General features: G+C 42.0%; 32 protein-coding genes. 13 read left to right on the top strand and 19 right to left on the bottom strand.

What is annotated here, in order from left to right:
• The first annotated feature begins 108 nt into the window (after window positions 1-108).
• Window positions 109-288, top strand: a complete 180-nt coding sequence (locus HWQ41_RS04080; protein WP_292760170.1) for a hypothetical protein — start codon at window positions 109-111, stop codon at window positions 286-288.
• A gap of 488 nt (window positions 289-776) precedes the next feature.
• Here HWQ41_RS04080 and HWQ41_RS04075 read toward each other — a convergent pair whose 3' ends face one another.
• The gene (locus HWQ41_RS04075; RefSeq protein WP_292760169.1) at window positions 777-1,733 is read right to left on the bottom strand and encodes a hypothetical protein; all 957 of its coding nucleotides are present in this window, start codon (window positions 1,731-1,733) and stop codon (window positions 777-779) included.
• A 794-nt stretch (window positions 1,734-2,527) separates the two neighbouring features.
• On the opposite strand from HWQ41_RS04075, the gene HWQ41_RS04070 reads away from it, so the two are divergent.
• A complete protein-coding gene (locus tag HWQ41_RS04070) occupies window positions 2,528-4,639 on the top strand; it encodes a M3 family metallopeptidase (protein ID WP_292760168.1) in 2,112 nt (703 codons plus the stop codon).
• A gap of 253 nt (window positions 4,640-4,892) precedes the next feature.
• Here HWQ41_RS04070 and HWQ41_RS04065 read toward each other — a convergent pair whose 3' ends face one another.
• Complete coding sequence (locus HWQ41_RS04065) at window positions 4,893-5,354, bottom strand: pentapeptide repeat-containing protein (protein ID WP_292760167.1); 462 nt, start codon at window positions 5,352-5,354, stop codon at window positions 4,893-4,895.
• Window positions 5,355-5,668: 314 nt separating this feature from the next.
• Entirely contained in the window at window positions 5,669-6,532 is an 864-nt protein-coding gene (locus HWQ41_RS04060) for an alpha/beta hydrolase (RefSeq protein ID WP_292760166.1), read from the bottom strand.
• A 208-nt stretch (window positions 6,533-6,740) separates the two neighbouring features.
• Here HWQ41_RS04060 and HWQ41_RS04055 point away from each other — a divergent pair, with 208 nt between their 5' ends.
• The 5 genes from HWQ41_RS04055 to HWQ41_RS04035 are packed head-to-tail and all read left to right on the top strand — an operon-like array spanning window position 6,741 to window position 9,200.
• Complete coding sequence (locus HWQ41_RS04055) at window positions 6,741-7,886, top strand: family 10 glycosylhydrolase (protein ID WP_292760165.1); 1,146 nt, start codon at window positions 6,741-6,743, stop codon at window positions 7,884-7,886.
• Between the two features lie 6 nt (window positions 7,887-7,892).
• Window positions 7,893-8,330 carry a DUF2358 domain-containing protein gene (locus HWQ41_RS04050; protein ID WP_292760164.1) on the top strand — a complete coding sequence of 146 codons (438 nt, stop codon included), beginning with the start codon at window positions 7,893-7,895 and terminating at the stop codon, window positions 8,328-8,330.
• A 60-nt stretch (window positions 8,331-8,390) separates the two neighbouring features.
• On the top strand, window positions 8,391-8,690 hold the full coding sequence (locus tag HWQ41_RS04045; protein ID WP_292760163.1) for a type II toxin-antitoxin system HigB family toxin: 300 nt from the start codon (window positions 8,391-8,393) through the stop codon (window positions 8,688-8,690).
• The gene (locus tag HWQ41_RS04040) at window positions 8,674-9,078 is read left to right on the top strand and encodes a transcriptional regulator (RefSeq protein WP_292760162.1); all 405 of its coding nucleotides are present in this window, start codon (window positions 8,674-8,676) and stop codon (window positions 9,076-9,078) included. The genes HWQ41_RS04045 and HWQ41_RS04040 overlap by 17 nt, the downstream gene beginning before the upstream one ends.
• The gene (locus HWQ41_RS04035; RefSeq protein WP_292760161.1) at window positions 9,075-9,200 is read left to right on the top strand and encodes a hypothetical protein; all 126 of its coding nucleotides are present in this window, start codon (window positions 9,075-9,077) and stop codon (window positions 9,198-9,200) included. The genes HWQ41_RS04040 and HWQ41_RS04035 overlap by 4 nt, the downstream gene beginning before the upstream one ends.
• 36 nt (window positions 9,201-9,236) lie before the next feature.
• Here HWQ41_RS04035 and HWQ41_RS04030 read toward each other — a convergent pair whose 3' ends face one another.
• From HWQ41_RS04030 to uvrA, 3 genes are read right to left on the bottom strand one after another with little or no spacing between them, the layout of a single operon-like run.
• A complete protein-coding gene (locus HWQ41_RS04030; protein ID WP_292760160.1) occupies window positions 9,237-10,301 on the bottom strand; it encodes an AAA family ATPase in 1,065 nt (354 codons plus the stop codon).
• A complete protein-coding gene (locus HWQ41_RS04025) occupies window positions 10,298-11,491 on the bottom strand; it encodes an ATP-binding protein (RefSeq protein WP_292760159.1) in 1,194 nt (397 codons plus the stop codon). Before HWQ41_RS04025 ends, HWQ41_RS04030 begins: the two co-directional genes overlap by 4 nt.
• Before the next feature lie 37 nt (window positions 11,492-11,528).
• Window positions 11,529-14,429 (bottom strand): excinuclease ABC subunit UvrA, encoded by a 2,901-nt coding sequence (uvrA, locus tag HWQ41_RS04020; RefSeq protein WP_292760158.1) that lies wholly within the window; start codon window positions 14,427-14,429, stop codon window positions 11,529-11,531.
• A gap of 363 nt (window positions 14,430-14,792) precedes the next feature.
• Here uvrA and HWQ41_RS04015 point away from each other — a divergent pair, with 363 nt between their 5' ends.
• From HWQ41_RS04015 to HWQ41_RS04005, 3 genes are all read left to right on the top strand, one after another.
• Window positions 14,793-15,539 (top strand): Uma2 family endonuclease, encoded by a 747-nt coding sequence (locus tag HWQ41_RS04015; RefSeq protein WP_292760157.1) that lies wholly within the window; start codon window positions 14,793-14,795, stop codon window positions 15,537-15,539.
• 63 nt (window positions 15,540-15,602) lie between these two features.
• On the top strand, window positions 15,603-16,394 hold the full coding sequence (locus HWQ41_RS04010) for a Uma2 family endonuclease (RefSeq protein ID WP_292760156.1): 792 nt from the start codon (window positions 15,603-15,605) through the stop codon (window positions 16,392-16,394).
• Between the two features lie 15 nt (window positions 16,395-16,409).
• Entirely contained in the window at window positions 16,410-16,610 is a 201-nt protein-coding gene (locus tag HWQ41_RS04005) for a hypothetical protein (RefSeq protein WP_292760155.1), read from the top strand.
• A gap of 218 nt (window positions 16,611-16,828) precedes the next feature.
• On the opposite strand, the gene HWQ41_RS04000 is transcribed toward HWQ41_RS04005, so the two are convergent.
• The 4 genes from HWQ41_RS04000 to def all read right to left on the bottom strand — a co-directional run bounded on the left by HWQ41_RS04000 (window position 16,829) and on the right by def (window position 19,402).
• Window positions 16,829-17,470, bottom strand: coding sequence for a GNAT family N-acetyltransferase (locus tag HWQ41_RS04000; protein ID WP_292760154.1), 642 nt, complete (start codon window positions 17,468-17,470; stop codon window positions 16,829-16,831).
• A 53-nt stretch (window positions 17,471-17,523) separates the two neighbouring features.
• A complete protein-coding gene (locus HWQ41_RS03995) occupies window positions 17,524-18,354 on the bottom strand; it encodes a PD-(D/E)XK nuclease family protein (RefSeq protein ID WP_292760153.1) in 831 nt (276 codons plus the stop codon).
• Window positions 18,355-18,624: 270 nt separating this feature from the next.
• Complete coding sequence (locus HWQ41_RS03990; RefSeq protein ID WP_292760152.1) at window positions 18,625-18,828, bottom strand: hypothetical protein; 204 nt, start codon at window positions 18,826-18,828, stop codon at window positions 18,625-18,627.
• A 10-nt stretch (window positions 18,829-18,838) separates the two neighbouring features.
• Window positions 18,839-19,402, bottom strand: coding sequence for a peptide deformylase (gene def, locus HWQ41_RS03985; protein WP_292760151.1), 564 nt, complete (start codon window positions 19,400-19,402; stop codon window positions 18,839-18,841).
• A gap of 292 nt (window positions 19,403-19,694) precedes the next feature.
• On the opposite strand from def, the gene HWQ41_RS03980 reads away from it, so the two are divergent.
• Window positions 19,695-20,597, top strand: coding sequence for an ABC transporter permease (locus HWQ41_RS03980; protein ID WP_292760150.1), 903 nt, complete (start codon window positions 19,695-19,697; stop codon window positions 20,595-20,597).
• A gap of 52 nt (window positions 20,598-20,649) precedes the next feature.
• Entirely contained in the window at window positions 20,650-21,456 is an 807-nt protein-coding gene (locus HWQ41_RS03975) for a DUF3598 family protein (protein WP_292760149.1), read from the top strand.
• Here the strand turns inward: HWQ41_RS03975 and HWQ41_RS03970 are convergent.
• Window positions 21,433-21,699: a type II toxin-antitoxin system HicB family antitoxin gene (locus HWQ41_RS03970; protein ID WP_292760148.1), complete on the bottom strand. Its 267-nt coding sequence runs from the start codon at window positions 21,697-21,699 to the stop codon at window positions 21,433-21,435. The genes HWQ41_RS03975 and HWQ41_RS03970 overlap by 24 nt on opposite strands.
• 118 nt (window positions 21,700-21,817) lie before the next feature.
• Here HWQ41_RS03970 and HWQ41_RS03965 point away from each other — a divergent pair, with 118 nt between their 5' ends.
• Window positions 21,818-22,384 carry a Uma2 family endonuclease gene (locus tag HWQ41_RS03965; RefSeq protein WP_292760147.1) on the top strand — a complete coding sequence of 189 codons (567 nt, stop codon included), beginning with the start codon at window positions 21,818-21,820 and terminating at the stop codon, window positions 22,382-22,384.
• A 9-nt stretch (window positions 22,385-22,393) separates the two neighbouring features.
• Here the strand turns inward: HWQ41_RS03965 and HWQ41_RS03960 are convergent, their stop codons facing one another.
• The 8 genes from HWQ41_RS03960 to HWQ41_RS03925 all read right to left on the bottom strand — a co-directional run bounded on the left by HWQ41_RS03960 (window position 22,394) and on the right by HWQ41_RS03925 (window position 25,349).
• Window positions 22,394-22,537 carry a DUF3368 domain-containing protein gene (locus tag HWQ41_RS03960; protein WP_292760146.1) on the bottom strand — a complete coding sequence of 48 codons (144 nt, stop codon included), beginning with the start codon at window positions 22,535-22,537 and terminating at the stop codon, window positions 22,394-22,396.
• Between the two features lie 36 nt (window positions 22,538-22,573).
• The gene (locus HWQ41_RS03955; RefSeq protein WP_292760145.1) at window positions 22,574-22,885 is read right to left on the bottom strand and encodes a hypothetical protein; all 312 of its coding nucleotides are present in this window, start codon (window positions 22,883-22,885) and stop codon (window positions 22,574-22,576) included.
• Window positions 22,886-23,134 (bottom strand): UPF0175 family protein, encoded by a 249-nt coding sequence (locus HWQ41_RS03950; RefSeq protein WP_190728164.1) that lies wholly within the window; start codon window positions 23,132-23,134, stop codon window positions 22,886-22,888.
• Between the two features lie 260 nt (window positions 23,135-23,394).
• Window positions 23,395-23,622, bottom strand: a complete 228-nt coding sequence (locus HWQ41_RS03945; RefSeq protein ID WP_292760144.1) for a hypothetical protein — start codon at window positions 23,620-23,622, stop codon at window positions 23,395-23,397.
• Entirely contained in the window at window positions 23,585-23,716 is a 132-nt protein-coding gene (locus HWQ41_RS03940) for a BrnT family toxin (protein ID WP_292760187.1), read from the bottom strand. The genes HWQ41_RS03945 and HWQ41_RS03940 overlap by 38 nt, the downstream gene beginning before the upstream one ends.
• 252 nt (window positions 23,717-23,968) lie before the next feature.
• Window positions 23,969-24,262, bottom strand: coding sequence for a DUF3349 domain-containing protein (locus HWQ41_RS03935; protein ID WP_292760143.1), 294 nt, complete (start codon window positions 24,260-24,262; stop codon window positions 23,969-23,971).
• A 7-nt stretch (window positions 24,263-24,269) separates the two neighbouring features.
• Window positions 24,270-24,656 (bottom strand): N-acetyltransferase, encoded by a 387-nt coding sequence (locus tag HWQ41_RS03930; RefSeq protein ID WP_292760142.1) that lies wholly within the window; start codon window positions 24,654-24,656, stop codon window positions 24,270-24,272.
• 48 nt (window positions 24,657-24,704) lie between these two features.
• Complete coding sequence (locus HWQ41_RS03925) at window positions 24,705-25,349, bottom strand: hypothetical protein (RefSeq protein WP_292760141.1); 645 nt, start codon at window positions 25,347-25,349, stop codon at window positions 24,705-24,707.
• Between the last annotated feature and the right edge of the window lie 130 nt (window positions 25,350-25,479).

Below are 25,479 nucleotides of genomic sequence, written 5' to 3'. Positions count from 1 at the left end.
AAAGCAGCAGTCTAAATTTATAAATCAGTTCAGTTAAATTGCTGAAAATCAACTCACAAAAAATTTAACTGACTTAATCCCAGATAGTTGAACAAAGGAAAATTAGTTATGAAACGGATGCTTGCAGGTGTATTAGTTGCTTTACCACTGTTCATTGCTGCCATGCCAAAACAGGCATCAGCATTAGTAATCGATATTGGTGGGCATCATCATCAAAGGTGGATTCCTGGGCATTGGGAGAGAATACATCACCATAAGGTATGGATTCGCGGTCACTATGAACGTTAGTAATGAATTTAGCTAAATTCACAACCACCTCTATCCAATAATTTTTTTATTAGATAGAGGTGGTGAATTAGCATAGTTTAAACCAAGGTAACTTTGCTGGATAAATAAGTTGGATGCGCCTATAGAACTTACCCAAAACCGCGTTGTAGGGGCAATTCATGAATTGCCCCTACGTGAATAAAGCGCAGCCTCACATAGAATTGGTATAAGGACTTTAGTCTTTATCTTAAGCACTGAAGTCCTTAATACGTACTAGGCAAAGTTACTGTGACAATTCACAATCCTTACCATTTAAACGTTAACACTGGACTTAACCGAACACCGTACTGAAAAAAGCCTGCAAAGCTTAAAACTCAAGCTCTCTAAGGAACACAGGCTAGAACAATGTTTTATTATTAGAATCCATAAAGAGAGCGGTAGAGCCGTAAATAATCCATTCCCCACTGCTAGAATACTAATCAATAATCGAAGTCTTCCAATAAGAAAAACTAAGATTTACTCTTATTGGCTTCTTTCTGCGCCGCCTCACTGTATTTCTTATATAGTTGAGTACGAATTTTAGCTTCCTGATAACGGCTGTGGTTTTGTGGCACTGTGCCCATTAAATCTGAAGCCCGTTGCCACTTAGCAGCTATCTCTAACCACTGAGTTGAGGTTGTGGCTGTTTTACCAGATGTAGAAGCTTGATTTGCAATTCGTACAGATATTGGAAATGGGTCATTAGATGGCTCAGAAAGGCTATTGTTAGGAACACGAGATGGTGTTTGGGCTTTCCTATCGTTAGTCTTTTCTGTAGTTAAAGATTTGGAAGTTTCTAGTTGCATTAGGTTTTTCAGTTTATTACCTAATTGGGCATAAACAACCCAACTAAGCAACAACAGTGAGCATAAACCAGCCGCTGCTAATATCTTTGTTTGAGGTTTATTCTTGTGCTTTTCTTTGTTAATAAGTACTAAAGGACGAGAGACTGAAGTTTTAGGGAAATTTGGTTTTCCTAGTTCAGCTTGAGCTTCTGTTAAATCTTTAATTAGTTGCTTTACAATATTGGGCTGAATTAATGTGATTTCCTGTGACCAAAGCAATTGGTTGTCGCGATCGCTATCTATTTCCTTTAACCAAAGTAATTGTTGTTCCCGAACAATTCGACTGTTGATATTGACTCGGCGAATCTGACGCGGGGCGATGGACTCAAGAATTTGCTGGATTTGTTCTACGAGGGGAGATTGCTCAAGTTGCTCTACCCTAGCCGCCTCGCACAGAAGTTGTAAGACACCATGAGAAAAAATGGCTCTAGTTCTGACACCAGACTTGGCTAGCTTTTCGTTCAATAGCTGAATAATCGCAGCAACGCTACCTTGGTGAGCTTGCCAAGCGATATCGTTTATTCGGTCTACCATCTGAAATTTAGTGATAGCTCTTCCACCCTGACTGATTAACGTACTCATTAATTTAGGGACTCTTTTCTACTGACCTTGATCTTGTCTTCGATTTTACGAGTAAAAAGATGAGTTGCCAAATAAAATCATAAATATAGAGCCTTTCTTCTCGTTCGGCAAGGACGCTCGATTGCGCTCAGTTAATTTGATATAGTACATGATGATGTCTTTTAGCGATCGCCTTTGCTCAGGTTAAGTTCGGCGAATGGATTCTGCGATGGTGTGAAGCACCCCATAAGCGATCGCAAATCTATCGCTAGATAGTATCAGGGTCAACACCATGCGATCGCACAACTGGCACAGCGCTTAATGTTTTGTTACAGGGTAGCGATGGAGCGATGTCTGGCGACAAGCCGCTTCTCTACAAGAGGTTACGCCAACGCCAACGCGTCTACGCACAGTCTAAAGCGTTGTAAGTTTGACTTCAAGAAAGCAAGTGATATTGGGACAATCAAAGTTTGGCAAGAGGTTTAATCAACTCTTCACCATTTTCAGTGCCTCAAGCTTGTGCATAAATAATCCTTTTTGGGAATGTTTCAACTGGAGAAGGAAAGTAAAGTTTGAGATTAAAACAACCTGATATCAAGGGTTTTGCTTGATATCAGTTATAGAACTTTACAATGTGTCCCATTGTTCACAAACCAAACAAAATAGCTGTATCAGGATACTTTTGTGAGGAATTCTCGCTTTTTTTGCCTTTTTTCTACAATGGCAAGATTATTTAGCACAGCGATCGCTACATTAGAAGATATATAAACAAAAATCATTGTTGGTTTTTATTCGTCCGCAGTTCACACAAAACCATGAGTGCAAGTACCCTTATTTTCCACAATCCCTTACTCCAAGGCATTGGTTTACCTCCTTTTGCAGAGATTAAACCAGAACGAGTAGTACCAGCCTTCAATCAGTTGCTGGCAGAACTTGACCAGCAGCTTGCCACCTTAGAGGCTAGTGTAGAGCCTACTTGGAGTGGTTTAGTAGAACCCTTAGAAAAGCTGACAGAACGGCTTACTTGGAGTTGGGGGGCGGTGAATCATTTAATGGGTGTTAAAAATAGCCCAGAACTGCGCGAAGCTCATGAAATCGTACAGCCACTAGTCGTACAATTTATCAACAAGCTCAGTCAAAGCCAACCCATCTACAATGCTTTTAAAGTACTCCGTAGCAGTCATAGTTGGGCAACTTTAGAATTAGCCCAACAGCGCATTGTCGAAGCCGCCATTCGAGATGCAGAACTTTCTGGTATTGGCTTAGAAGGAGAGGCAAGAGAGCGTTTCAACGCTATACAAATGGAGTTAGCAGAACTTTCTACCAAATTCTCTAACCATGTACTTGATGCCACTAAAGCCTTTAGCTTAACCCTGACAACACAAGCGGAAATTGACGGTTTACCACCAAGCTTAGTGAGTTTAGCCGCCCAAGGTGCTCGTGCGGCTGGCGAAAGCAACGCCACACCAGAAAATGGCCCTTGGCGGATTACTTTGGACTTCCCCAGTTACGGCCCTTTCATGCAGCACAGCACCCGTCGAGATTTACGTGAAAAGCTCTACAAAGCTCATATCACCCGCGCTTCTGGTGGCGATTTAGATAACAACCCTTTAATTGAGCGCATTTTGGAATTACGGCAAGAACTCGCAGATTTACTTGGCTTTAAGAGTTTTGCCCAGTTGAGCCTAGCGAGTAAAATGGCTCCCAACGTTGAGGCAGTCAACGCCCTGTTAGAAGAACTACGCGGCGCTAGTTATGATGCTGCTGTTAAAGACTTGGCAGAACTCAAAGCTTTTGCTGCGACACAGGGAGCAGCAGAAGCTACGGATTTAAAACACTGGGATATCAGCTTTTGGGCAGAACGCCAACGAGAAGCAAAATTTGCCTTTACCTCTGAAGAATTGCGTCCCTACTTCCCTCTTCCCCAAGTGTTAGACGGCTTATTTGGACTAGTCAAGCGGCTATTTAGCGTCACTGTCACCTCTGCCGATGGTGAAGCGCCAGTATGGCATGAGGATGTCCGTTATTTCCAAATTGCTGACGAAACTGGTTCTCCCATAGCCTACTTCTACTTAGACCCCTACAGCCGTCCAGCCGAAAAACGCGGTGGTGCTTGGATGGATGTGTGCATCAATCGAGGCAAAATCACTGAAAATGGTGTCACTGCCATCCGCTTACCTGTAGCTTATTTGGTGTGCAATCAAAGTCCTCCCGTAGATGGTAAACCTAGTTTGATGACTTTCTCGGAAGTAGAGACTTTGTTCCACGAGTTTGGTCATGGATTGCACCATATGCTCACCAAGGTTGACTATCCCGGAGCCGCAGGCATCAATAACGTGGAGTGGGATGCAGTAGAACTACCTAGTCAGTTTATGGAAAACTGGTGCTATGAGCGACCCACTTTGTTTGGAATGGCGAAACATTACGAAACTGGTGAAGCCCTACCGGAGCATTATTATCAAAAGCTGCTAGCGGCGCGTAATTATATGAGTGGTACTGCCATGTTGCGGCAGATTCACATGAGCAGTCTTGATTTAGAACTACACTACCGCTATCGCCCTGGTAGTAATGAAACTCCGTCAGATGTACGTCATCGCATAGCCAAGACTACTACCGTTTTACCACCACTTCCAGAAGATTCAATTTTATGTGCTTTTGGACATATTTTTGAGGGTGGTTATGCAGCAGGCTACTACAGTTATAAGTGGGCCGAGGTACTGAGCGCTGATGCTTTTGCCGCTTTTGAAGAAGCTGGGCTAGAAGATGAAGAAGCTATAAAAGCTATAGGTCGGCGTTATCGCGATACGGTGCTGGCTCTTGGTGGGGGTCAGCATCCAATGGAGGTGTTTAAAACTTTCCGGGGTCGTGAACCAAGTACGATCGCTTTACTCAGGCACAATGGTTTAGTCAGTGCTGCTGTAAATTAAAAAGCCTTGCTCTAGTTCCCTCCTTTTTAAGGAGGGTTAGGGAGGATCATTTTTGCGTGGATATCGGCTCAATCCCCATAAGAAACCCCCTCTGCTTTCGTCATAGTAAACTGATTACAAGGCAGAGAGGGTTAATTTTTTATTTTTGTATAGGCAGATTTTAAGGATAATGCTGGCAAAAAACCAGTTTCTCTGATTTAAAACCTGCAAAAACCTATGTTCTGTTTATTTTAACCTGCCTACTCAGTTGAGCCTATTTCCAATCGGGAATCACGGCATCTTCTCCTTCTCCACCAATACCGATTCCAGTGTTAAATATTTTCGCATCAGTGAGATTGAGATCATTCATTGATGCTTGATACACATTAGAATCGTTAATCGTAGCACGAGTAAAATTTACCCCGTTGAGATTGGTTTGCTTCAAATTCACATTGGTTACATAAGCTGATGTTAGGTTAGCACCTGCCAAGTTTGCACCAGTTAAGTCAGCACCTTCGAGGTTAGCCCCTACAAGGTTGGCTCCTTGGAGCTTTGAGCCTCTCAAGTCAGCACCAATTAAATGAGCGCCACTGAGGTTAACTCCCGATAGATTACACTGGATACATTCCCCAGTTGAAAGCAGCTTTTCTAAGTCCTGTGGATTCTCGGCTCTAACCGAGCTAGTGAAAAATAGGGGAGTTGCTAAGGCCATGGCCGCTAATAGCTGGAGTTTCATAATTTTCCCCCTTAATAATCAAGTTGTGTCCGTTCTGTCCCTCACAACTCTATTATCTCACTAAACTTCGTGAGGTCAATCTATCTATGCCCTCAGAAGTTGGTTATGATCTGAAACAGCGATGATGGCGAAGGAAAAAATGCCATTTATTCTGTTTTTGGACGATTTGTAGTCGATAAACCTTAAAAACTGCCAGTGTTAAATCACTGTTAAATCTTTTTAAGAGCTTGCACTACTCGCCATAACTTGGCTATTTTGATGAGTATTTATACTTTATCAATTGATTTCATAACATCTTAGCAAATACTGTTAGGTTAAATCTTCAGAAATTCTCGTATATAGTGATTGACCAACTCAGGCTGTTCTTGCTGCACCCAATGACCACAATTGGGAATGTACTTGATTTGAAAGTCCCTGACATAGGCTGCGGTGTCGTAGGTTAGTTCCTTGCCGAGTGCGGTGTCATTTTCTCCCCAAATCATTAGTGTTAGCACTTCCAGAACGCCCCAATTTGAATTTAGCATTCTCTGTTGAAAAATATTGCGGTAGTAGTTCAACATTGCTGTGAGGGCACCGCGTTTTGCAGCAGCATCTTTATAAGCGTCAATATCCGCTTTGGTAAAAGCACTCTTGTTAACTGCTGTACCTTTAAAAATTGTTTCAATTGCTTGGTAGTCTGAAGATTGTAAAAGTAATTCTGGTATCCACGGTAGTTGAAAGACAAACACGTAGTAACTACGTAGCAACTGTTGGGGAGTGCGTAAGCCTTGGGAAAATTTGGCAGGATGAGGCAGGTTAAGGATAATTAATCGCTCTAGCATTTTAGGGTGAGTATAGGCAAAACTCCAAGCGATCGCACCACCCCAATCATGTCCAACTAAAATACACTTTTGGTATCCTAATGCTTTAATTACTCCTTCAACATCTTTGATAAATTCATCCATTACATAAGCTGATTGCTCATTTGGTTTATCACTCTCGTTGTAGCCACGCAAGTCAAGGGCAACTACTTTAAAATCTTGGGCAAATTCTGGTATTTGATGCCGCCAAGAGTACCAAAACTCAGGAAACCCATGCAACATCAACATTAAGGGGCCTTCACCTTGGGTAACGTAGTGTAGTTTCACCCCATTAGTAGTTATATAATCGTGTTTCCAAGTTAGTTCTATTACAGACATATGTAGTATTTTTTTTGGTGATAGTTATTATGTGTAATGTTTTTCGTAAAAATATCTGTTAACGAGATAGTTTTAAAATAGCAATTCACCTTTGGATAGATATTGGTAATAAATCAGCAGAGTTTCATACAAGTACTAGAATATATCAACCTGGATTAACAAAATACCCTTCATGAAATTTATGATGATTATTTGAGACACAAATAAAATGGGCACAATAGAAACGCGCGGTGTCTGGCTGACGACTACTGATAGTAAAGTTCTCAGGTCAAAGCAACGCATTGCCGAGGCGATGGATTTGCTTGCCGAGACGGGATTTAATGTGGTGTTTCCCGTTGTTTGGAACAAGGCAGTAACTCTGTATCCTAGTCAAACAATGCAGCAGACATTTGGAGTCGAAATTGACCCTCTGTGTGTAGGTCGTGACCCATTAGAAGAAGTGGTGGTTGAAGCGCGGCGAGTTGGGTTAAAAGTCATTCCTTGGTTTGAATACGGCTTTGCTAGTTCCTACAATTTGAATGGTGGTGTACTTTTACAGAAAAAACCGGAATGGGCTGCGCGTGATTGTAACGGTAACTTACTGAAGAAAAACGGCTTTGAGTGGTTGAATGCACTCGACCCCCAGGTGCAGGAATTATTGTTGAACTTGGTGCTGGAAGTTGTGAAGAATTATGATGTGGATGGTGTCCAAGGAGACGATCGCTTCCCGGCGTTACCCTGTGAAGGTGGCTATGATGAGGTAACTGTCACCCGCTATCGCCAGGAATTTGATCACAATCCGCCACAGAACCCCAAGGACAGACAATGGTTACAGTGGCGTGCAGATATTCTCACTGACTTCTTGGCGCGTCTCTACCGGGAGGTGAAAGCGGTGAATCCTAACTTATTGGTAGCGATCGCACCTAATATCTATGATTGGGCATTCCAGGAATATCTGCAAGACTCCCCCGCATGGCTGAAGCGGGGAATAGTTGATATGATTCAGCCGCAGATTTATCGCCGTGACTTTAAAAGTTATCAGGCGATCGCTGATAAACTGGTAAACCAGCAGTTCACAGATGCGACACTGCCGAAGTTAGCGCCAGGAATTCTGATGAAGCTTGGCAGTTATTGTATTAGTCCAGAATATCTGGTGCAGGCAATTGAATACAATCGTCAACTTGGCATTCAAGGAGAGGTATTCTTTTTTTACGAAGGTTTGCGCGAGAATAACAATACCCTAGCTAAAGTTTTGCGAAATGGGCCTTATGCTAAGTCTGCATCATTTCCCACTCTGTCAGATTTGAATGGAGGTGGTGTGAGTAACAAGAGGACATCTTCTATTTGGGAAAGGTTGTTCAAAAAGATTTTTTAAGGAAAAATGCGCGTGGAATCTCAATTATCGGTGGAACGGGTAATTAAAACTCTCAAACAGGATTTACCAACACTTTTTCAAAAAGATATCTCATATCACATCTATACACAAGATATCTATTTTAAAGACCCGGTGAATACATTCCAATACAAATTTAACTATCGCATTATATTTTGGACTTTGCGATTTCACGCTCGGCTATTTTTCACCCAAATTTACTTTGATGTGCATGAGGTTTATCAGTCAGCCGAAGACACTATTTTAGCAAAGTGGACAGTGCGGGGAGTGTTGCGTGTTCCTTGGAAAGCTGATTTGCTTTTTAATGGCTATTCAACGTATAAACTCAACCAAGATAATTTAATATATGAACATATCGACACCTGGGATAGAAAACCAGGGGAGATTTTACGGCAGTTTTGGCAAAGGGGAGAGATGGGTAATTAGATACATGGTGACTTAAAAATTTATCCAGAACAAACTGAGAAACGCCGAAATAAGAAATCAATGCACGTCATCAGTCGGAAAAAGCTACGACAATTCTGCCAAAAACACGCTGATTGCTGTGAAGCACTTGATGACTGGTACATAACTGCTACTAAAGCAGACTGGAGTAATTTGCTAGAAGTTCAAACTATTTATCCTAAAGCCGAAGCAGTAAGCAAGTTTATAGTTTTCAATATCAAAGGTAATAAATACCGCTTAATTGCTAGTATTAACTTTTTAAAGCAGGTTATCTATATAAAATATGTCTTAACTCATGCCGAATATGACAAAGACTCCTGGAAAAATGATCCTTACTTTTAACTCAGACATTTACAGCCAATTGCTGTCTCAATATCAACCTCGGATTATTAAGACAGAAGAGGAAAACGAGAAATTTTTAGAAACTGTTGAAGAACTCCTTTCTCGTTCCCATCTGACTCCTGAAGAAGATGCTTTGTTGGAATTATTAGTAAAACTGATTGAGGATTTTGAAGAAAAACACTATCAGCTTAATGTTTCAACACCTCGTTCAAGACTCAAGCATTTGATGGAAGCTAGGAGTTTGAAACAAGCTGATTTGGTAGAAATTCTTGGTTCAAGCGAGATTTTTGCTAAAATCATGAATGGCGAACTAGAAATCACTAAAAAACAAGCTGAGGGTTTGGGAAAGTTTTTTCATGTTGATGCAAGTTTGTTTCTTTTAGGATGAGCGATCGCTTTTTCCTAGAGGCAACTAATTTATATACATATAGCGATAAGTTGCGTCAGATCATTTTGGAAAGAGGTGCGATGTCCACGACGGGCTACGCCTACGCAATTTTGTTTGAATAATTAAAAAAATACTTTTACGTTTGATAATAAATGGAATTATAAAATTTCCACTTGCGTTTCTTCTGCTATCTTATAAGCCAAATTCTCAAAATCACCATAAACGTTTTTCACTGCCCTAGTATGAGCGCCAATAGCACCATCAGCAGGTTTTAAGTGGAACATAGGTTTATGAGCTTCTTGAGCCATTGGCATCAGGCTTTGGTAGTTTTTGAGTAAAGCTAAACAGTTTGGATCATTTCCGATAGAGAATTGATTTCCACTAGGCTGATTTAAAACCACTTCTTGATAAACTATTGGAATACGAGCAATCCAACGTTCATATGCTTTAACTGGACGATCTAATCTTACTGAGTGTTGTAAAACAATATAACCAACAGGTTGCATTGTTCCATCGGGAAGCTGTAAATCTGTTGCAAAACCTTTCTTATCCGAAGAATTTTTCTTGGCTAATCTTTCTTGCCACTCTTCACGCCAAGTTCGCAATGTAGGGCCAAGGTTACGCAAGCCCTGTAGAGAAAATAAATCTGGTGCAAGAGGAACAACAACATAGTCAGCTGCAATGAGTGCTGCACGATTTAGCGCACCTAAATTAGGCCCTAAATCCATCAATATTACATTTGCATTATGATTAACAGCTGCTTTTTGGAGAATTCTCCAAAAAGCAGAGATTACCCGGAAAGCTCGTTCCTGACCACCTCCACCCAGACAATTAGGCCACTGTGCTGAAAGCTCATCTTCAAAACCAGAAAGCGCTAAATCTCCAACTAAAAGAGCTAATGAATTTAATTCTGGAGACAAGCTTAACTGCCGTGATGACTCAGTTTCTTGAACATATTCTAAATGTGGATTATCAATATCACCAATACCCTTTAACAGGGGTTGTACACAATCAAAAACAGTGGTTGTTTGAACCTTATCTAACCAAATTTGTTCCAAGCGTTCCTCATCTAAGAAAGCAGCAGTGAGGTTAGCTTGAGGATCAAGATCAGCTGCAACCACCCGCAGTCCTAAATCTTGATACATCCATGCCAAGTGATAAACCAAGGAAGTTTTACCAACTCCTCCTTTATTATTGAAGAAAGCAATAATCTTTGTAGTCATGGTTTTATCTTGAGCGTGACTAAGACATGGGCATCTTTGACAGTAAATTCCAGAGGTGGATTACCATTTTTTTGAAGTTGCTGCCGAGCATATTGAATTCCTATACCAAATCTCTGAACATAGCCTAGATTTTTCATCGCTTCGGCAAGGTGAGGATTGCGATAGTCTGTTATCCCTGGTTGTCCAAAGTTTTGCCGATTTACTTGCCCAAAAGGGCCGCCGGGATTTTGAATTTCGATGCGATCGCTAAACCATGTAATTCTTACTGGGGCATTTGTCCCTTCATAAGTGCGATGCATAACCGCATTTCTTCCTAATTGTTGCAAGGCAACTATTGGATAGTCAGGCTGTCGCAACTCTATTGGTTGAGCAGTGATGTCTGTTGCCACTGAAATATGAACTTGAAAAGTTTCGTCCAGCATCCGCAACAAATCTGGAAGCGGGCCGCCAATTTCTTTCTGGTCTTTAATAGGGTCGGTTAACTCCATGCCATCAATGCGAAGAAATTGAACATAGGCACTGGGAACGAATTGTCTAGGATCGTTACCCACAACTAGCACGCCCAAGATAGTTGGTTTAGGCAACAGATCAACTGTTGCAAAACGCATTGATTGAAGTTGTTGTTCAACAGTGCGTTGATTTTCTTGAAGAATATCGTTTGCCAAGGCAGAAGGCAAATAAACTCGACGAAAAATTTCTAAATCGAGGTCATCTAAACTGGCTGATGATAGGGGTCGTAAATCAAAAGGTAAGTCTTTTGAGCGTCTTTTTTCAGCTAAACGACGTTCTTCTTCTGCTGTAGCAGTAGCTCGACGGGGGCCAACTCTGATCCAAACACGTCCATTAAAGCGTACAGGTGGAGCATCTGATGGTTGTACAATTAAAACAGCTAGTTCACATCCGCCAATAGTCCGTTTTTGGACAATAATTGATGGAAAAGGTAAGATGTTGCCATCAGACCGCATATCGGAGAGTGTAAGCAAAAGCTTATCGTCTATGGCAAGGTCAGCGCATCTGCCATTATCGTGAACACCAATAAACAGGACTCCTGCTTGTTGGTGATTCGGTAAGTCATTGGCAAATGCACAAATAGCCTGACGAATTACATTCCGGTCAGATATCGAAGCCTTACGTTCCACCCGATCTGATTCCAGGTCGTTCAGGAGAATTTCTAACTCCCGATCATTCATTGAGGTTCTCCTTTTAAAGACCCGTCAGCCTGTCTATCTATGTTTTCATAGTAGTTGAATTTGCCGAATACTGTTTCAACACCTGCTGCAAATATTGCCCAGTATAAGACCTGGGATTTTTTGCAACTTCCTCTGGTGTCCCCACAGCAATCAATTCTCCCCCTTTGTCGCCACCTTCTGGCCCCAAATCTATCACCCAGTCAGAACAACGAATTACATCTAAGTTGTGTTCAATTACTAATATTGAATTACCTTTATCTACCAATCTTTGCAACACATCTAACAATTTGTGGACATCGTAAAAAGATAACCCTGTTGTCGGTTCATCGATTAAATAAAGTGTCTTACCTGTAGCGCGTCGAGATAATTCTGTGGCTAATTTCACTCGTTGCGCTTCACCACCAGATAAGGTAGTCGCAGGTTGTCCTAGTTGAACATAACCCAACCCGACATCAAATAAAGTTTGCAAACGCGCGATCGCTTTGGGAATATTCTGGAAAAAGTCTAAACTTTCCTCAACTGTCATTCTCAAAACATCAGAAATTGACTTATCTTTGTACTTCACTTGCAATGTTTCGCGGTTGTATCTTGCACCTTTACAAATTTCGCATTGCACGTAAACATCTGGGAGAAAGTTCATTTCAATAACATTCACACCCTGTCCGCTACAAGCTTCGCAACGTCCACCTTTAACGTTGAAAGAAAATTGTCCGGGTTTGTAACCCCTAGCTTTGGCTTCTACTGTTTGGGAAAATACATCTCGAATGGCATCGAAAATTCCTGTGTAAGTTGCAGGGTTAGAACGTGGTGTGCGTCCAATGGGAGATTGATCGATAACGATCGCTTTATCAATCGCGTTTAATCCCTGAATTTTATCCAAATGTCTGGGTAAGGGAACTTTCTTCGTTAAATGGTGTTGCAGAGATGGGTACAGTAACTCGTTAATCAGGGTAGATTTGCCAGAACCAGACACACCTGTAATGGCGACGAGTTTACCTAGTGGAATTTCTACATCTATATTTCTTAAATTGTTGCGATGGGCATTTTTAATCCCTAAACTGCGCCCATTTCCTTCTCGGCGTTCTGGTGGTGTGGTAATTACTCGCCTTCCTGATAAATATGCACCAGTCAAGGAATCTTCCGCCGCTAATAACGCCTGAAAATCACCTTGGGCGACAATATTTCCGCCGTGAATTCCTGCACCAGGGCCAATATCAACTATGTAGTTGGCTGCACGAATTGTTTCTTCATCATGCTCAACGACAATTAATGTATTACCCAAATCGCGTAATTTAGTTAAGGTTTTGAGCAATCTACCATTATCTCGTTGATGCAAACCAATACTCGGTTCATCTAAAACGTAGAGAACTCCTGTTAAACCAGAACCAATTTGCGTTGCTAGACGTATTCGTTGAGCTTCGCCACCGGAAAGGGTCATTGCGGGACGGTCAAGGGTGAGGTAATCTAAACCTACATCTAACAAAAATTGCAATCTAGCTTTGATTTCTCTCAGGACTAAATCAGCAATTTGCAACTGGCGATCGCTCAACTTGAATTGATCAATTCTCTCCCGACAATCCCGAATTGATACAGTAGTTAATTCTAAAATTCCATATTGTCCCAACTTTACCGCCAACGCTTCCGGTTTTAACCGTTTTCCCTGACAAACTTCACACGGCTGATCAATTAAATACTGCTCTAATTTTTGCTTAACTAGCTCAGAACCACCCTCATATTGTCGTTGCAAAATTGGAATAGCACCTTTAAAACTCTGCTTCCTTTGTGCTTCTGCGGCTCGTTCATCTTTCTCTCCATACAGAACAATTTGCTGCTGTTCTTCTGTTAGCTTGCTCCAATTTGTTTGTAACTCAAACCCATAAATCTGTCCCACACTATAGAGTAATTCCAAATAATAAGAATTATCTTTTTCTGACCAAGGCGCGATCGCAGCATAAACTGGCGCTTCCCAGTCCGGTACGATCAAATCAGGCGCAAATCTTCTTAAAGTCCCGATTCCATGACAGTGCGGACAAGCACCATAAGGCGAGTTAAAGGAGAACAATCGCGGCGACAATTCCTCCATTACCGCGCCATGTTCTGGACAAGCAAAGTTTTCGGAAAATACTAATTCTTCTTCTTTTTCTTGTCCGTCATCACCAAGTAGATTCACCAGAATGGTCGCAATACCACCCGATTGTTTGAGACACGTAGACAAGGAATCAACCAAACGCTCCTGAATATCAGCCTTTTTCACCAAGCGGTCAATTACCACTTCGATGGTGTGGGTAAAATTTTTATCCAATTCAATCGAATCTGAGAGTTCGCGTACCTCGCCATTGATTCGCACCCGCACAAAACCTTGGGATGCCAGACTTGACAAAAGCTTACGGTGTGTGCCTTTTTTACCTCGAACAACGGGTGCAAGGATTTGAAAGCGGGTGCGATCGCTTAATTCCATAATGCGATCGCACATCTCATCGATTGTCTGGGGTGCAATACAGCGATCGCATATCGGACAATGGGGTTCACCAGCCCGACCAAACAACAGTCGCAAATAGTCGTAAATCTCCGTCACCGTACCCACAGTGGAACGGGGGTTATGAGACGTTGACTTTTGGTCAATGGAAATTGCTGGACTTAAACCTTCAATCGCCTCCACATCCGGCTTATCCAACTGTCCGAGAAATTGCCGTGCGTAGGCGCTGAGGGATTCCACATAGCGACGTTGCCCTTCAGCGAAAATGGTATCAAAAGCCAGGGAAGACTTACCAGAACCAGAAACGCCAGTAAACACAATCAGGCGATCGCGTGGCAATTCCAAGTCAATATTTTTCAGATTATGCTGCCTAGCACCCCGAATCCGAATGGTATTCTGGCTGTTGTGGCTGGGGTAGGGAAGATGTCCATTCAAGGATGCTGCTAGCTGTTGGTCTGACATATTGGGCGGCAAAGAAGGAGTTTCTGATGAAACAGTCCTTAATAATACTATCTTTAATCGGTTTATAGTAGAACAGTAGTACTGTTTTAGTTAGTTAACGTTCCTTATATCTTGCACCAGGCGACTAGAAGTCGCGGCTACACAGGCAAAACCCGCCTGCGCGGGTTGAAAATCTTGATTTGACCTTAGTCCGCGTAGGCGGCCTACCCTTCGGGTTCTCCAAAGGAGTACGTTTGTATAGCCGCGATTTCTAATCGCTAGGGCTAGGTGCAAGATGTGAGTTCCAGATTCATGCCGCAGACATCCTTAAGAGTCTGCTAATTTGGAAGCATCCCGATTAAATATCCTTCTGAGGGCGAAGCTATGGTATCGCAAATCCAACCGCCGACCCAGCCAGAGGTCATCTACCCAGATAGTGACGGACAACCAGTGGCTAATAATACCATACAGTTTGGCTGGATTGTAGAAATTAAGCAGAATATAGAGTGGCTATTTGCTGACAATCCAAATGTGTTTGTCGCCGGGGATTTATTTTGGTATCCGGTAGAGGGACGCAACAAAATTGTTAACGCCCCAGACGTGATGGTGGTATTAGGTAGACCAAAAGGCGATCGCCTGTGCTATCAACAATGGAAAGAGGAGGGAGTTACCCCACAAGTGGTGTTTGAAATTCTTTCTCCCAGCAACACCCAAAGTGAAATGGACAAGAAATTACTTTTCTATGACCGTTATGGCGTGGAAGAGTACTACATTTACGATCCTGAGAAAAATAATTTGCACGGTTGGTTGCGTGGTGAAGATGGCTTAGATGTCATCCTCCGAATGAAAGATTGGGTGAGTCCTCGGTTAAAAATTCGGTTTGTTCCATCATCAGAGGGTTTACAGCTATATCGCCCTGATGGAGAACGGTTTTTAACTTATACAGAAATTTCCCGCAACGCTGAACAAGAACGACAACGGGCGGAACTTGAACGACAACGGGCGGAACTTGCAGAACAAGCCAGAAGAGATGCCATACCCCGATTATTGCAAATGAGTTTGAGCATCGAACAGATTGCCCAAGCATTGGGATTGTCAGTAGAAGAAGTGCGAACCCTTGCTCAGGAGTAATGCCGTGTGCAATTTTTTAATCAGGCCATTAGAAATTGAAGTTGTACTTGAGATATTCTGATTATGCTAGCCAATGCCGCCACCCATGATGTCACCTGGGAAAAGTTACCTGATGATTTTGTTTTAGACAACGAGCCAGTGGATAACATTAATCAGCCACTCTTGGCTGCTGCTTTAACAGAAAGCTTGGAACTGGCTGGCAGATTGCCCACCAATGCTTTAACCATCACTAATTACGGCATCTGCGCCACCTTAAATAATCGGTTTGTGATCAAAGCACCAGATTGGGGATATGTATCATCTATTCGAGTCTCACGAGAAGAAGTGAAGCGCAGTTATACCCCACAACTGCAAGGCGATATTCCCGTAATTGTGATGGAATTTATCTCAGATACCGAAGGTGGAGAGTATTCCAGTAAACCGACCTATCCCCCAGGTAAATGGTTCTATTATGAGCAGATTTTACAAGTGCCAAACTATGCCATTTTTGAACCAGAGGGAGGAGTGTTAGAAGTTTATCGGCGAGATGATTTAGGATATTATGAACTGCAAACACCGGATGCAAACAATCGTCACTGGATTGCCGAAATGAACTTGTTTTTAGGTGTATGGCAAGGAAGCCGAGAAAACCGCACAGGTTATTGGTTACGTTGGTGGGATGACAAGGGCGAACTATTACTGTGGGGTTTGGAGTTAGCAGCAAAAGAACGGCAAGAGAAAAACGCTGCTCAACAGCTTGCAGAACAAGAACGCCAGCGTGCAGAACAAGAAAGTCAGCGTGCAGAACAAGAAAGTCAGCGTGCAGAGAGATTGGCAGCTCAGTTAAAAGCGCTAGGAGTGGAACCGGAGGTTTAACTCGAAACTTCGTACTTGGAACTCGAAACTCCGAGCTTGGAACTCGAAACTCCGAGCTTGGAACTCGAAACTCCGAGCCTAGAACTCGACACTTCGAGCTTAGAACTCGACACTTCGAGCTTGGAACTCAAAACTTCGAGCTTGGAACTCAAAACTCCGAGATTAGAACTCGACACTTCGAGATTAGAACTCAAAACTCCGAGATTGGAACTTTGATCGCATTCCTTTTTATCAAGCGATCGCCCTGCCCCTATATTTAAAGTCAGCGAGGTGGTTGAAGTACAATTACTTAGAATCGTGCTGCGCCATATCCTCAGCTTTATTCATGTCTAAACTTGTATTTCTCTGGAAAATTTTCATCCCCAAGCATTTCCATTTTATTTTTACTTGATAAATGACCTCTAAAAGTTTTAACTCCTAACTCCTAACTTTTATTAGATTGGAGATTGATCTTCAGTCGTTTGAGATTCACTCACTAGGGGATTGAGGACTACTTCATTAGCAACGCTATCGGGTTTACGGGAGCGAATGGCAGGACGCGATCGCTTGTAACCTGCTCTTTCAGCTTTTTGGTGTTCGTAATCAATTAATCTGCCATAATATTCGTGCTTGCTTAAATTCATCGACAAGAAAATATGCTGGCGGATATTACCAAAACCTTTGCGGTTAAAAAACTTTAGTGCTGAAGTATTGGTGGGATCAGTGTCTACCAGCATAAACCGCGCCCCATCTTCAATCATCCGGGCGACGACTTTATCAACCAACTTGTCTGCTACTCCCCGACGCTGGAACCTCGGACTAACTCCCAACCATAAAATGTAACCGTAAGTCCAGGATGCTTTGGTGATGATGGTTCCCAAAATGAATCCTGCTAATTCTCCGTCTGTTTCGGCAACGAGGCAATATTCTGGATCGGTGTTGTAAAGTCCAATCACCTCCCATTCGTCCCAGGTACGGTATAAATAAGGATATAAATCGCTGGTAAATAACCCTTCTCCCAAGTGGTAAACGGGAGCAATGTCATCAATTCCTAATTCGCGGACATAAATGGCTTCAGTTTCGTCAAAGCTTGACATAAATTTAGAAGTTGTGATTTATTTATACCCGTATTGAACTTTACAAACATCCTCTAATGTATAGGGTTGAGTGAGACTTCTTGAATGCTGTCAAAATTTGGCAATGAGTCTTTCACCACTTCTTCAGTAGATTGTGTGCGTAGTTTACCACCGTAGGCATCGCATCGTTTGGCAAACTGACAATAATCACAGGTTTTGCTACCCTCCACCACTTGAGGAAACTGCTGGTTATTTTGGTAATTTTCCAGCCAATTAGTTAACTGGCTTAATAGTTGATTAAGTTTCTTTGCTGTTAGTGTGTGTTGAGCAGTATTGTAATTAAATTTAATATTTTGCGGCTTGCCCTCAGATTGGACAAACCAGTAAGTCATCGAAATATTTTTTGGCAAGTATTCGCTAGTTTCTGCCAATACATACAGATAAAGCCGTGTTTGCCAGTTGGATTCTAACTTGCGTTGATTGGGTGGTTTAGGATAAGTTTTCCAGTCGAGAATTTGCGCTTGTTGGTTATCTGCAATCAATAAATCATAGACAACCGTCAGCAAATAGTCCTGAACTTGCAGAGTACGGTAGTGTTCACTTTCACGGAAAGTTTGATTATCAGATGCAGCCGTTAAAATTTCTGGGGCTGCATCGGCAAAACCTAGCATCCAGCTTTGCAGTTGAGCATCTGCTTGCAGGAAACTATCAATTGGTAAACCCATTTCTTGCTGCTGCATTAGCAAGTGAAAGCGGCTACCCAAAGTTTGCCGTTCTTCTTGTTCTGGATTTGAGGGCGAATTGAGTTGTTCTAGGTAGGTATGTTGAAATTTACGCGGACAAACTTCTAATAAGTTCAGTTGTCCTTGAGACAGTCGCAGTAGTTGAGTGGGAGTTGACAGCATTCTTCTATTTTAGAAGCGATCGCTTGATATTCAGCCGCAGCGCAGTTAAGGATTTCCAAGAAATAAACGAACCACTCCAGACGTAGAGAACACAGAGAGAGGAGAAATAGAGAGGATTTTTGCGTCAGTTTTGGGATATTTTTTTATTTGCAAGTCCCTTAGTGACACTGAAAGCTTTAGGGGCACTGGAAGATGGAGAGCAAAAATAAAAGGTAAAAGGATAAACTTTGCGTTTCTTTCATCCTTTTACCTTTTTTATGTACCTGATGCTTATTTCATGTTAGCCCTTGCATCCTTCACTGCGGCAAAGAAAAATAATCCGGTGAGTGGAATGCTCAATGCTAGGATAATCGCCGTGACTGGGACACCAAAATCTGGATGTCCGTAACTGAGTTCAAAAATCGAACCTACAGCGGCGATCGCACTTACACAAGAACCACCCAGAAATAAACCGCTTTTTGGAGTTAAATACACTACTAGCCCCCTATGCTATTGGTTTCACCGCTTGATACGAGAAGCCATTCTTAGATAGCTCTTGGACTAAAGTCAAGGAGTTTTCTACACGGTCTACAAATACCACGCCGTTGAGGTGATCCATCTCGTGCTGAATGCAGCGTCCCAGGAGGTCATTAGCCTTTAATGTCCGGGGACGACCGTACTCGTCTTTATAGGCAATTTCCACGACTTCGGGGCGCTTCACGTTCAGGTATACATTGGGAATACTCAAGCATCCTTCTTCGGCAACAGAGATGTCGCGGCTGACTTGTTTAATGGTGGGGTTAATCAACACCAAGGGGGAATTAGCTGCGTTCTCTGGTTCCAGGTCGATGACAATTAGTTGTTTGTGAATTCCCACTTGGGGTGCAGCCAAACCAATGCCATCTTTGCTGTACATAGTTTGCAGCATTTCGCGCACCAGTTGGCGGAGTTCGTCATCTACTTTAGAAATCCGCTTTGCAGCTTGACGCAGCACGCGATCGCCTAAATAATGAAGCTCCAAAGGTGGATTTTTTAACTTTTTTTTCTCTACAGCAATTTCAGAGGGCATGAGTCTCGATGGCTAGATGGTGAAAATTCCTACTATTTTAATTCTATCAATATCGTCACTAGTCAGTTCTCTCGCTACTAATCATGTTTTTGGCTCTGAGTCTCTCCAAAGTTTGCCCTGTCGAGTATAAAGGGTGGTGTTATCTCACGCAGAGAAGCCAGTGCGTTGGGCGGCGAGCCACTCTTGTTGCACCTAGCGTCGTGCAGACCTAACTTCTAATCAACTGCTGTGATTGCATTCTTTGATTTTGAATTTTGAATTTTGAATTTTGAATTACTTATTGGGGTGATGTGTGTTTAAATCTCTCACGAAACTTGACTACCTGCTCAAAGAAACTTTCCTTGGTTTATTGCGGGGAGGTTGGATGAATTGGGCAGCTATAAGTACTGTGACGGTGTTACTGTTTTTATTCGGCTTGAGTCTGCAAACCTCTTGGCAAGTTGAAAAACTCCTCTACCAGTTTGGTAGTCAGCTAGAAGTATCAGTTTATCTCGAACCGGATACGCAAGTCGAAAGTATTGAGCCACTGATCGCAAAAATGCCAGAGGTGGCGGCGATACAAACCATTACCAAAGAGGAAGCTTGGACTAAGTTAGTTAAGGAAATGAGAATTTCTGATATTGAGGGGGCTACGCAGCAGCTAGGTGATAATCCTCTGGTTGATGAGATGAAGGTAAAAGCTCGTAATTCTCAAGTTGTACCAACTTTAGCAACACAGTTGGCTAAGTTACGGGGAGTTGAGACGGTGCAGTATGTGGATGAAGCAGTTAAACGCATTGCCCAATTGCACCAAGGTCTGAACTGGATTACTTTAACAATTACGATTATTTTGACTTTAACAGCGATCGCAGTCACTACCACGACAATTCGGCTGATTGTTATGGCGCGTCGCCAGGAAATTGAAATTATGCAACTAGTGGGAGCAACTTCTGTTTGGATTTACCTCCCGTTTATTTTACAAGGAATTACCTTTGGTTTAGTTGGTGGTGCGATCGCTTGGAGTTTCATTTCTGTGATTCAACAGTTTCTGGGTAAGTTGCTAGTCAATCAACCTGAGTTTATCCAAGTCATCACCAACAGGGTGCAACTCACTCCAGCAGAAATTTTATTATTGCCCCTGATTCTTTTGAGTTTCGGTGCAGCTGTAGGATTAATGGGGAGCTTATTTGCTGTCCGACGTTTTGCTAAAGGTTAGACATTGGGCATGGGGCATTGGGCATTGGGCATGGGTAAAGGAAGAAATCGCTATGAAATCGCAATGGGAATGTTTTTTGCAGAATCTCGGTGTTTGGGAAGGTTCATTTAGCAATTTTTCTCCCCAAGGGATACTTTTAAACGATACTCCTAGTCGTCTTTCCCTAGAAGCTTTGAACAATAACCAGAAAGTGCGCCTAACTTTGAGCCGTTCGGGACAAGATGTGATTAGAGAATTTAGTTCTGTGGGAGGGGGTCTGCTGTTTTTTGAAAATGGTTCATTTTCTGAAGGTTTAATTCAGCTAGGGCCATTTTCCGAATTCGGTGGAGAACTCGCTTTGGTTCATGAAAATCGCCGCTTGCGTGTGGTGCAACTGTTTGATAAAACTGGTCAGCTAAAGGAATTAATCTTAGTTCGAGAACATCTAGCTGGAACCCCAGCAGCAGAACGTCCAACTTTGCAGTTAGATCAGTTGTTGGGAGAATGGCTTGGACGAGCAGTGACAATATATCCAGATTGGCGTTCGCCTGATACTTACTCTACAATCCTAAAATTACAACTTGATGATGCTGGGCGATTAATTCAAACGACCTCTTTTGCAGAACGCACAATTACCTCAACTGCTACCATCAAAGATCCCATCATCCTTTTTGACCAAGATCCCCAAAAGCAGGTGCAAGTATTACTTTTACCAGATGGCGCTTCTGCAACATCCCCTCTCAAGGTGCAGCTACGTCAACCCTTATTTCTGGAAGTGGGTTGGTTAATTCAAGCAAACCTGCGCCAACGGATGATTCGCAGCTACAACGAGAAAGGCGAATGGGTTAGTCTGACATTAGTTACTGAAGAAAAAGTGTAAGGGATTTGTTAGCCTGCGATCGCTTATCCCCGGTGATTTCTCGCTCAATTGCGCTGCCAACAATATAACTTCAGGACTATCTGACAAATACATTTCAATCACTTCTTCGCCATTCTGAATAGCTTCCTCACGAGTTTTGCCATGAGTGCAAGGCATGATAACACGATCAGCAAACTCTGGAATCGTGACTAAGAAAAGCTGATCTTCATCAGACCATTGAATAATCATGGTGTATCGATTCATGAATCCTCATCCCCCCTTAACTCTTCGAGTTCAGTTAATAACTTGGCTAACTGATTAGATCCATCTGTAGAATAACAAATAGCAGTAGTACAACTTACCCCTAGTAAGGAAACCTTAAATGGTACAGACCCCTGCTAAACCCCTGACTCTAAGTGAATTTCTGGATCTGACAGAGACAGAACCTGCCAGTGAATACATTGATGGGCGTATCATCCAAAAACCGATGCCGCAAGGAGAACACAGCGCCATTCAGACCGAGTTAGCACCTGCAATTAACTTGGTCGTCAAACCCAAACAGATTGCACGGGTTTTCTGTGAGCTGCGCTGTAGTTTTGGCGATAATCGCTCAATTGTGCCTGACATTTCTGTGTTTATGTGGGACAAAATTCCCCGCCAAGAAAATGGTAGGGTTGCTAACATCTTCTCAATTGCCCCAGATTGGACAATTGAAATTTTATCTCCCGATCAAAGTCAAACTAAAGTTACCAAGAATATTCTGCATTGCCTGAAGTATGGAACTCAGATGGGATGGCTGATTGATCCTAAAGAACAATCTGTATTTGTCTACTTGCCAGATCAACCAACCACTTTTTACGAAGCACTAGGAACACAATTACCAGTGCCAGAATTTGCTCAAGATTTCAGCCTAACAGTAGAAGGTTTATTTAGCTGGTTGCTGGACTGATTGTAGAGATCAGGCTTCATTTACCATATCTAAAATCTGATTGTATAGGGCTGGAGAGACTCTAAACTCTGATGTAGTAATCAAGGCATCCATCAACGGTTTGACAGCAACGATGAGATTTTGGTGTTTCGCCTCAATCAAAATACCCAGCAATCCAGTAATCCTCAACCCCAGGCGATTAGCTTCTGCTCAACCTCGACGCTCATCAATCAATAGCAAATCAGCATTCAGTTCTAAGGCGAGGGCGATCGCCTCAGACTCTCCAGGGTCTAATCTCACCTCATCTCGAAGGCGTTCAACAATCTCACGGTTTGCAACTATGCCGAACTTCCAGCCAAGAAGCAGTTTGAACTTCAGAGGTTCCCGGAATAGGAGGAGCGATATCGGTAAGTTCACAATATACTGCTTCTGGAATGGTGACTTGAGTGTAGAGTTGAGGCAGAAGTTGCAAGTGTTGAATTGCTGCCAAATTTGTGATTGCCGACGTATCGCTGATAACAATCACAGCCTTCCAAGCTCTCGCAGGTTTTTCAAATCCAATTCAAAGTCCTCAACGTCGTAGGAGTAGAGAGGGATGTTTCGCTGCTTGAGGAGTTGGCGAAAGGTATTGGGTTGCATATCCGCTAGCTGACTGGCGTAGCCTATCGTTAAGCGTCCTGTCTGGAATAGGAACAGCGCAATTTCTTGACAAAACTCGCTTGGGGTAAGCTGAGATGCTTGTAGAATTTCGTCTGAGATTACAACACTCATAGCAAGGCTAGTTTAGCGATTATAACTTTAAGGTAGCCCAAGAAACCTCAAACTACGTTACGGTGCAGTAGCTTTGTTAAACTGCGATCGCACTTCTCATGGTAGAAGTGTTTAAGATTGTGAGTGGAAAAAGATGTTGGGTAACGCTGTCCCTCTACCTAACCTTATATTTTAAAAGTAAGTGGTAGCGTTTGCTGTAACGCGATCGCTAGTCCGCGCCCCGATTGCCACTATTTTCAATGTAACGGCGCAAAACTGAGTTAATCAGTGTTTTGATACTCTGCACCTTGTTCACGAAACCACGTTATCACTTCTGAATCTAACTGAATCAGATCACTGGCTTGTGTTGCCGGAATCCTCAGCGTGGCATTTTCAAAAAACTCATCGCTTAACGGTGGGATTTCTGAGTAATCAATGTCCTCATCCGTCATTGCCTCTAATGCAGCCCAATCAGTACGTGAGGTATTGTTCAAGTCGTTGACGTTCATATCGGTTTGCCCTTCGTGCTGAGATAATGCGGACTATGTTGTTCTGTCGTTCTGTCCAAACGACAACCGCTACACCGTTGCCTAAAAAGCCGATTCCGATCCAGCGATCTTCGCCATAATCAAAACGCTCATCAGAGCTTTATCAGCATGGAATTGTCAAACATTCCGGGGACATCTGCAAAATCAATTCGATGTTTACGAATATTTTCAAGATTCTTTGTTTCGTCCCACTCAAACTGCATGAAGGCTTAATGAACAATACACAAACAGTTAAGCCTATTATCGCTTATTTCAGATGAATGAGAAATCCTGCGTCACCCAACAGCCCGTCGTAGACATCGCTTCATTACTCATCTGCTAACCACTTTTCGTAGTTGCAACTCATCAGTTTTTGCTTAACCGAATCAATGACCTCAGATGAAAAAGTCGTCATTGACCCAACTCGGTAAACGTCATTTAAGACAACGTGGTAATCTTTTCCCGTATACTCAGCAACAACTTGAGCTAAACTGCGATCGGACATATTTGTGTAGAGTATTGACAGCAAAGGTAAATATCTCTGATCATCAATGCCTTGGGGAAAAGCACACTGGATCAACTGATAAGTACTTGCTAAATGGGTTGGGGCTGTATTCTGCATAATTCAGCTATGTTGATTTACGAAACATAAAAGTCAATGCTCCAGGAGCTGATTCAAAACCATGTTTTTCATACCATTTTTTACGATCAAAACCGTCAGGAGCAGGATTATCTCCTGGCCTTTCTAAAACAATATCTATCTTCTTAATTTCCCAGAGACTTTGGCAAGTTATTTCTAATAATTTACTACCATAGCCTTTCCTTTCAAATTCAGGAAAAATTAAAATGTTATCTAAATACCATGCCTGACCATTATATTTATTAGGATTGCAGATACTTGTACCTAAACGAGTACCATCATCCCTAAAAAGTCCATATACTAGCATTCCTTGCTCATATTCATTAGAAACTTCTTTAAAAATAAGATTTTCGCCGTTAAATTTAAATGTTATCAAAATGATGTTCTTCCTATATAGTTTTATTAGTGGAATAATAGAAGAGAGTTAATCACCTCCATTATCTCCAATACCAAATTGAAACTTTTGTATACCTACAGCTAATATCAAATCCATAGCTGTCTTATAGGTACTCATTACTTCACCGCTCACCTGAGCGGCAGAGCCTTTTTTATGCAAAACATATCCTGCACTGGAATGTGTTACAAGATAGTGTTCATTTTGGAAAGAGAAAAAAGCAGTATCCGCTCTTCTAATCGCTATGTTATGGCCTGCACCTTTTAACAATATATATTCAAGTTCCCTAACACTTTCAGCTAGTGATGACCATTTTAGAGGATGAAGTTTGCCATGACTATTTTCAAATTCCACCCCAAATCGAAAAGCCAGTTCAACGGCATTATCATAATACTTGTACTCCTGTCTTACAGGATCACCGAAACAGTATCCTTCAGGTAAAACAAATTTATTTTCGCTGAAAATTGCAAATTCGCAGACTGTTTCAGTTATTTCTTCAATAATTTGATTGCCATCTACATAGAATTCATGGCAAGTTTTAACTACTGCATTTGGATTATCTTTTCCTTTATATCGGTAAATTTTTTTAACTATTTTATTTTCTGCTACTTCAAAATCCTTGTATGCAAATCCCGAGCTAATTTTTTTTAATTGTTCAAATTGCTGTTGTATCACTTTTTTAAAAGCTCCTATACAATATACAAATTGGATGAATTTAACTTATCTTAGTTCAGAATAACAAAATGTGAGCTTTTTTAATTCAGTGTAATTTATGAATTTAGATATGCCTAGCTGAAATAACCTT

This window comes from Nostoc sp. NOS(2021), from assembly GCF_017115025.1.
In the GTDB taxonomy this organism is placed as follows: Bacteria; Cyanobacteriota; Cyanobacteriia; order Cyanobacteriales; family Nostocaceae; genus Nostoc.
Note: the sequence above shows the minus strand (reverse complement) of the source record. Positions and strands in the feature narration are given on the sequence as shown.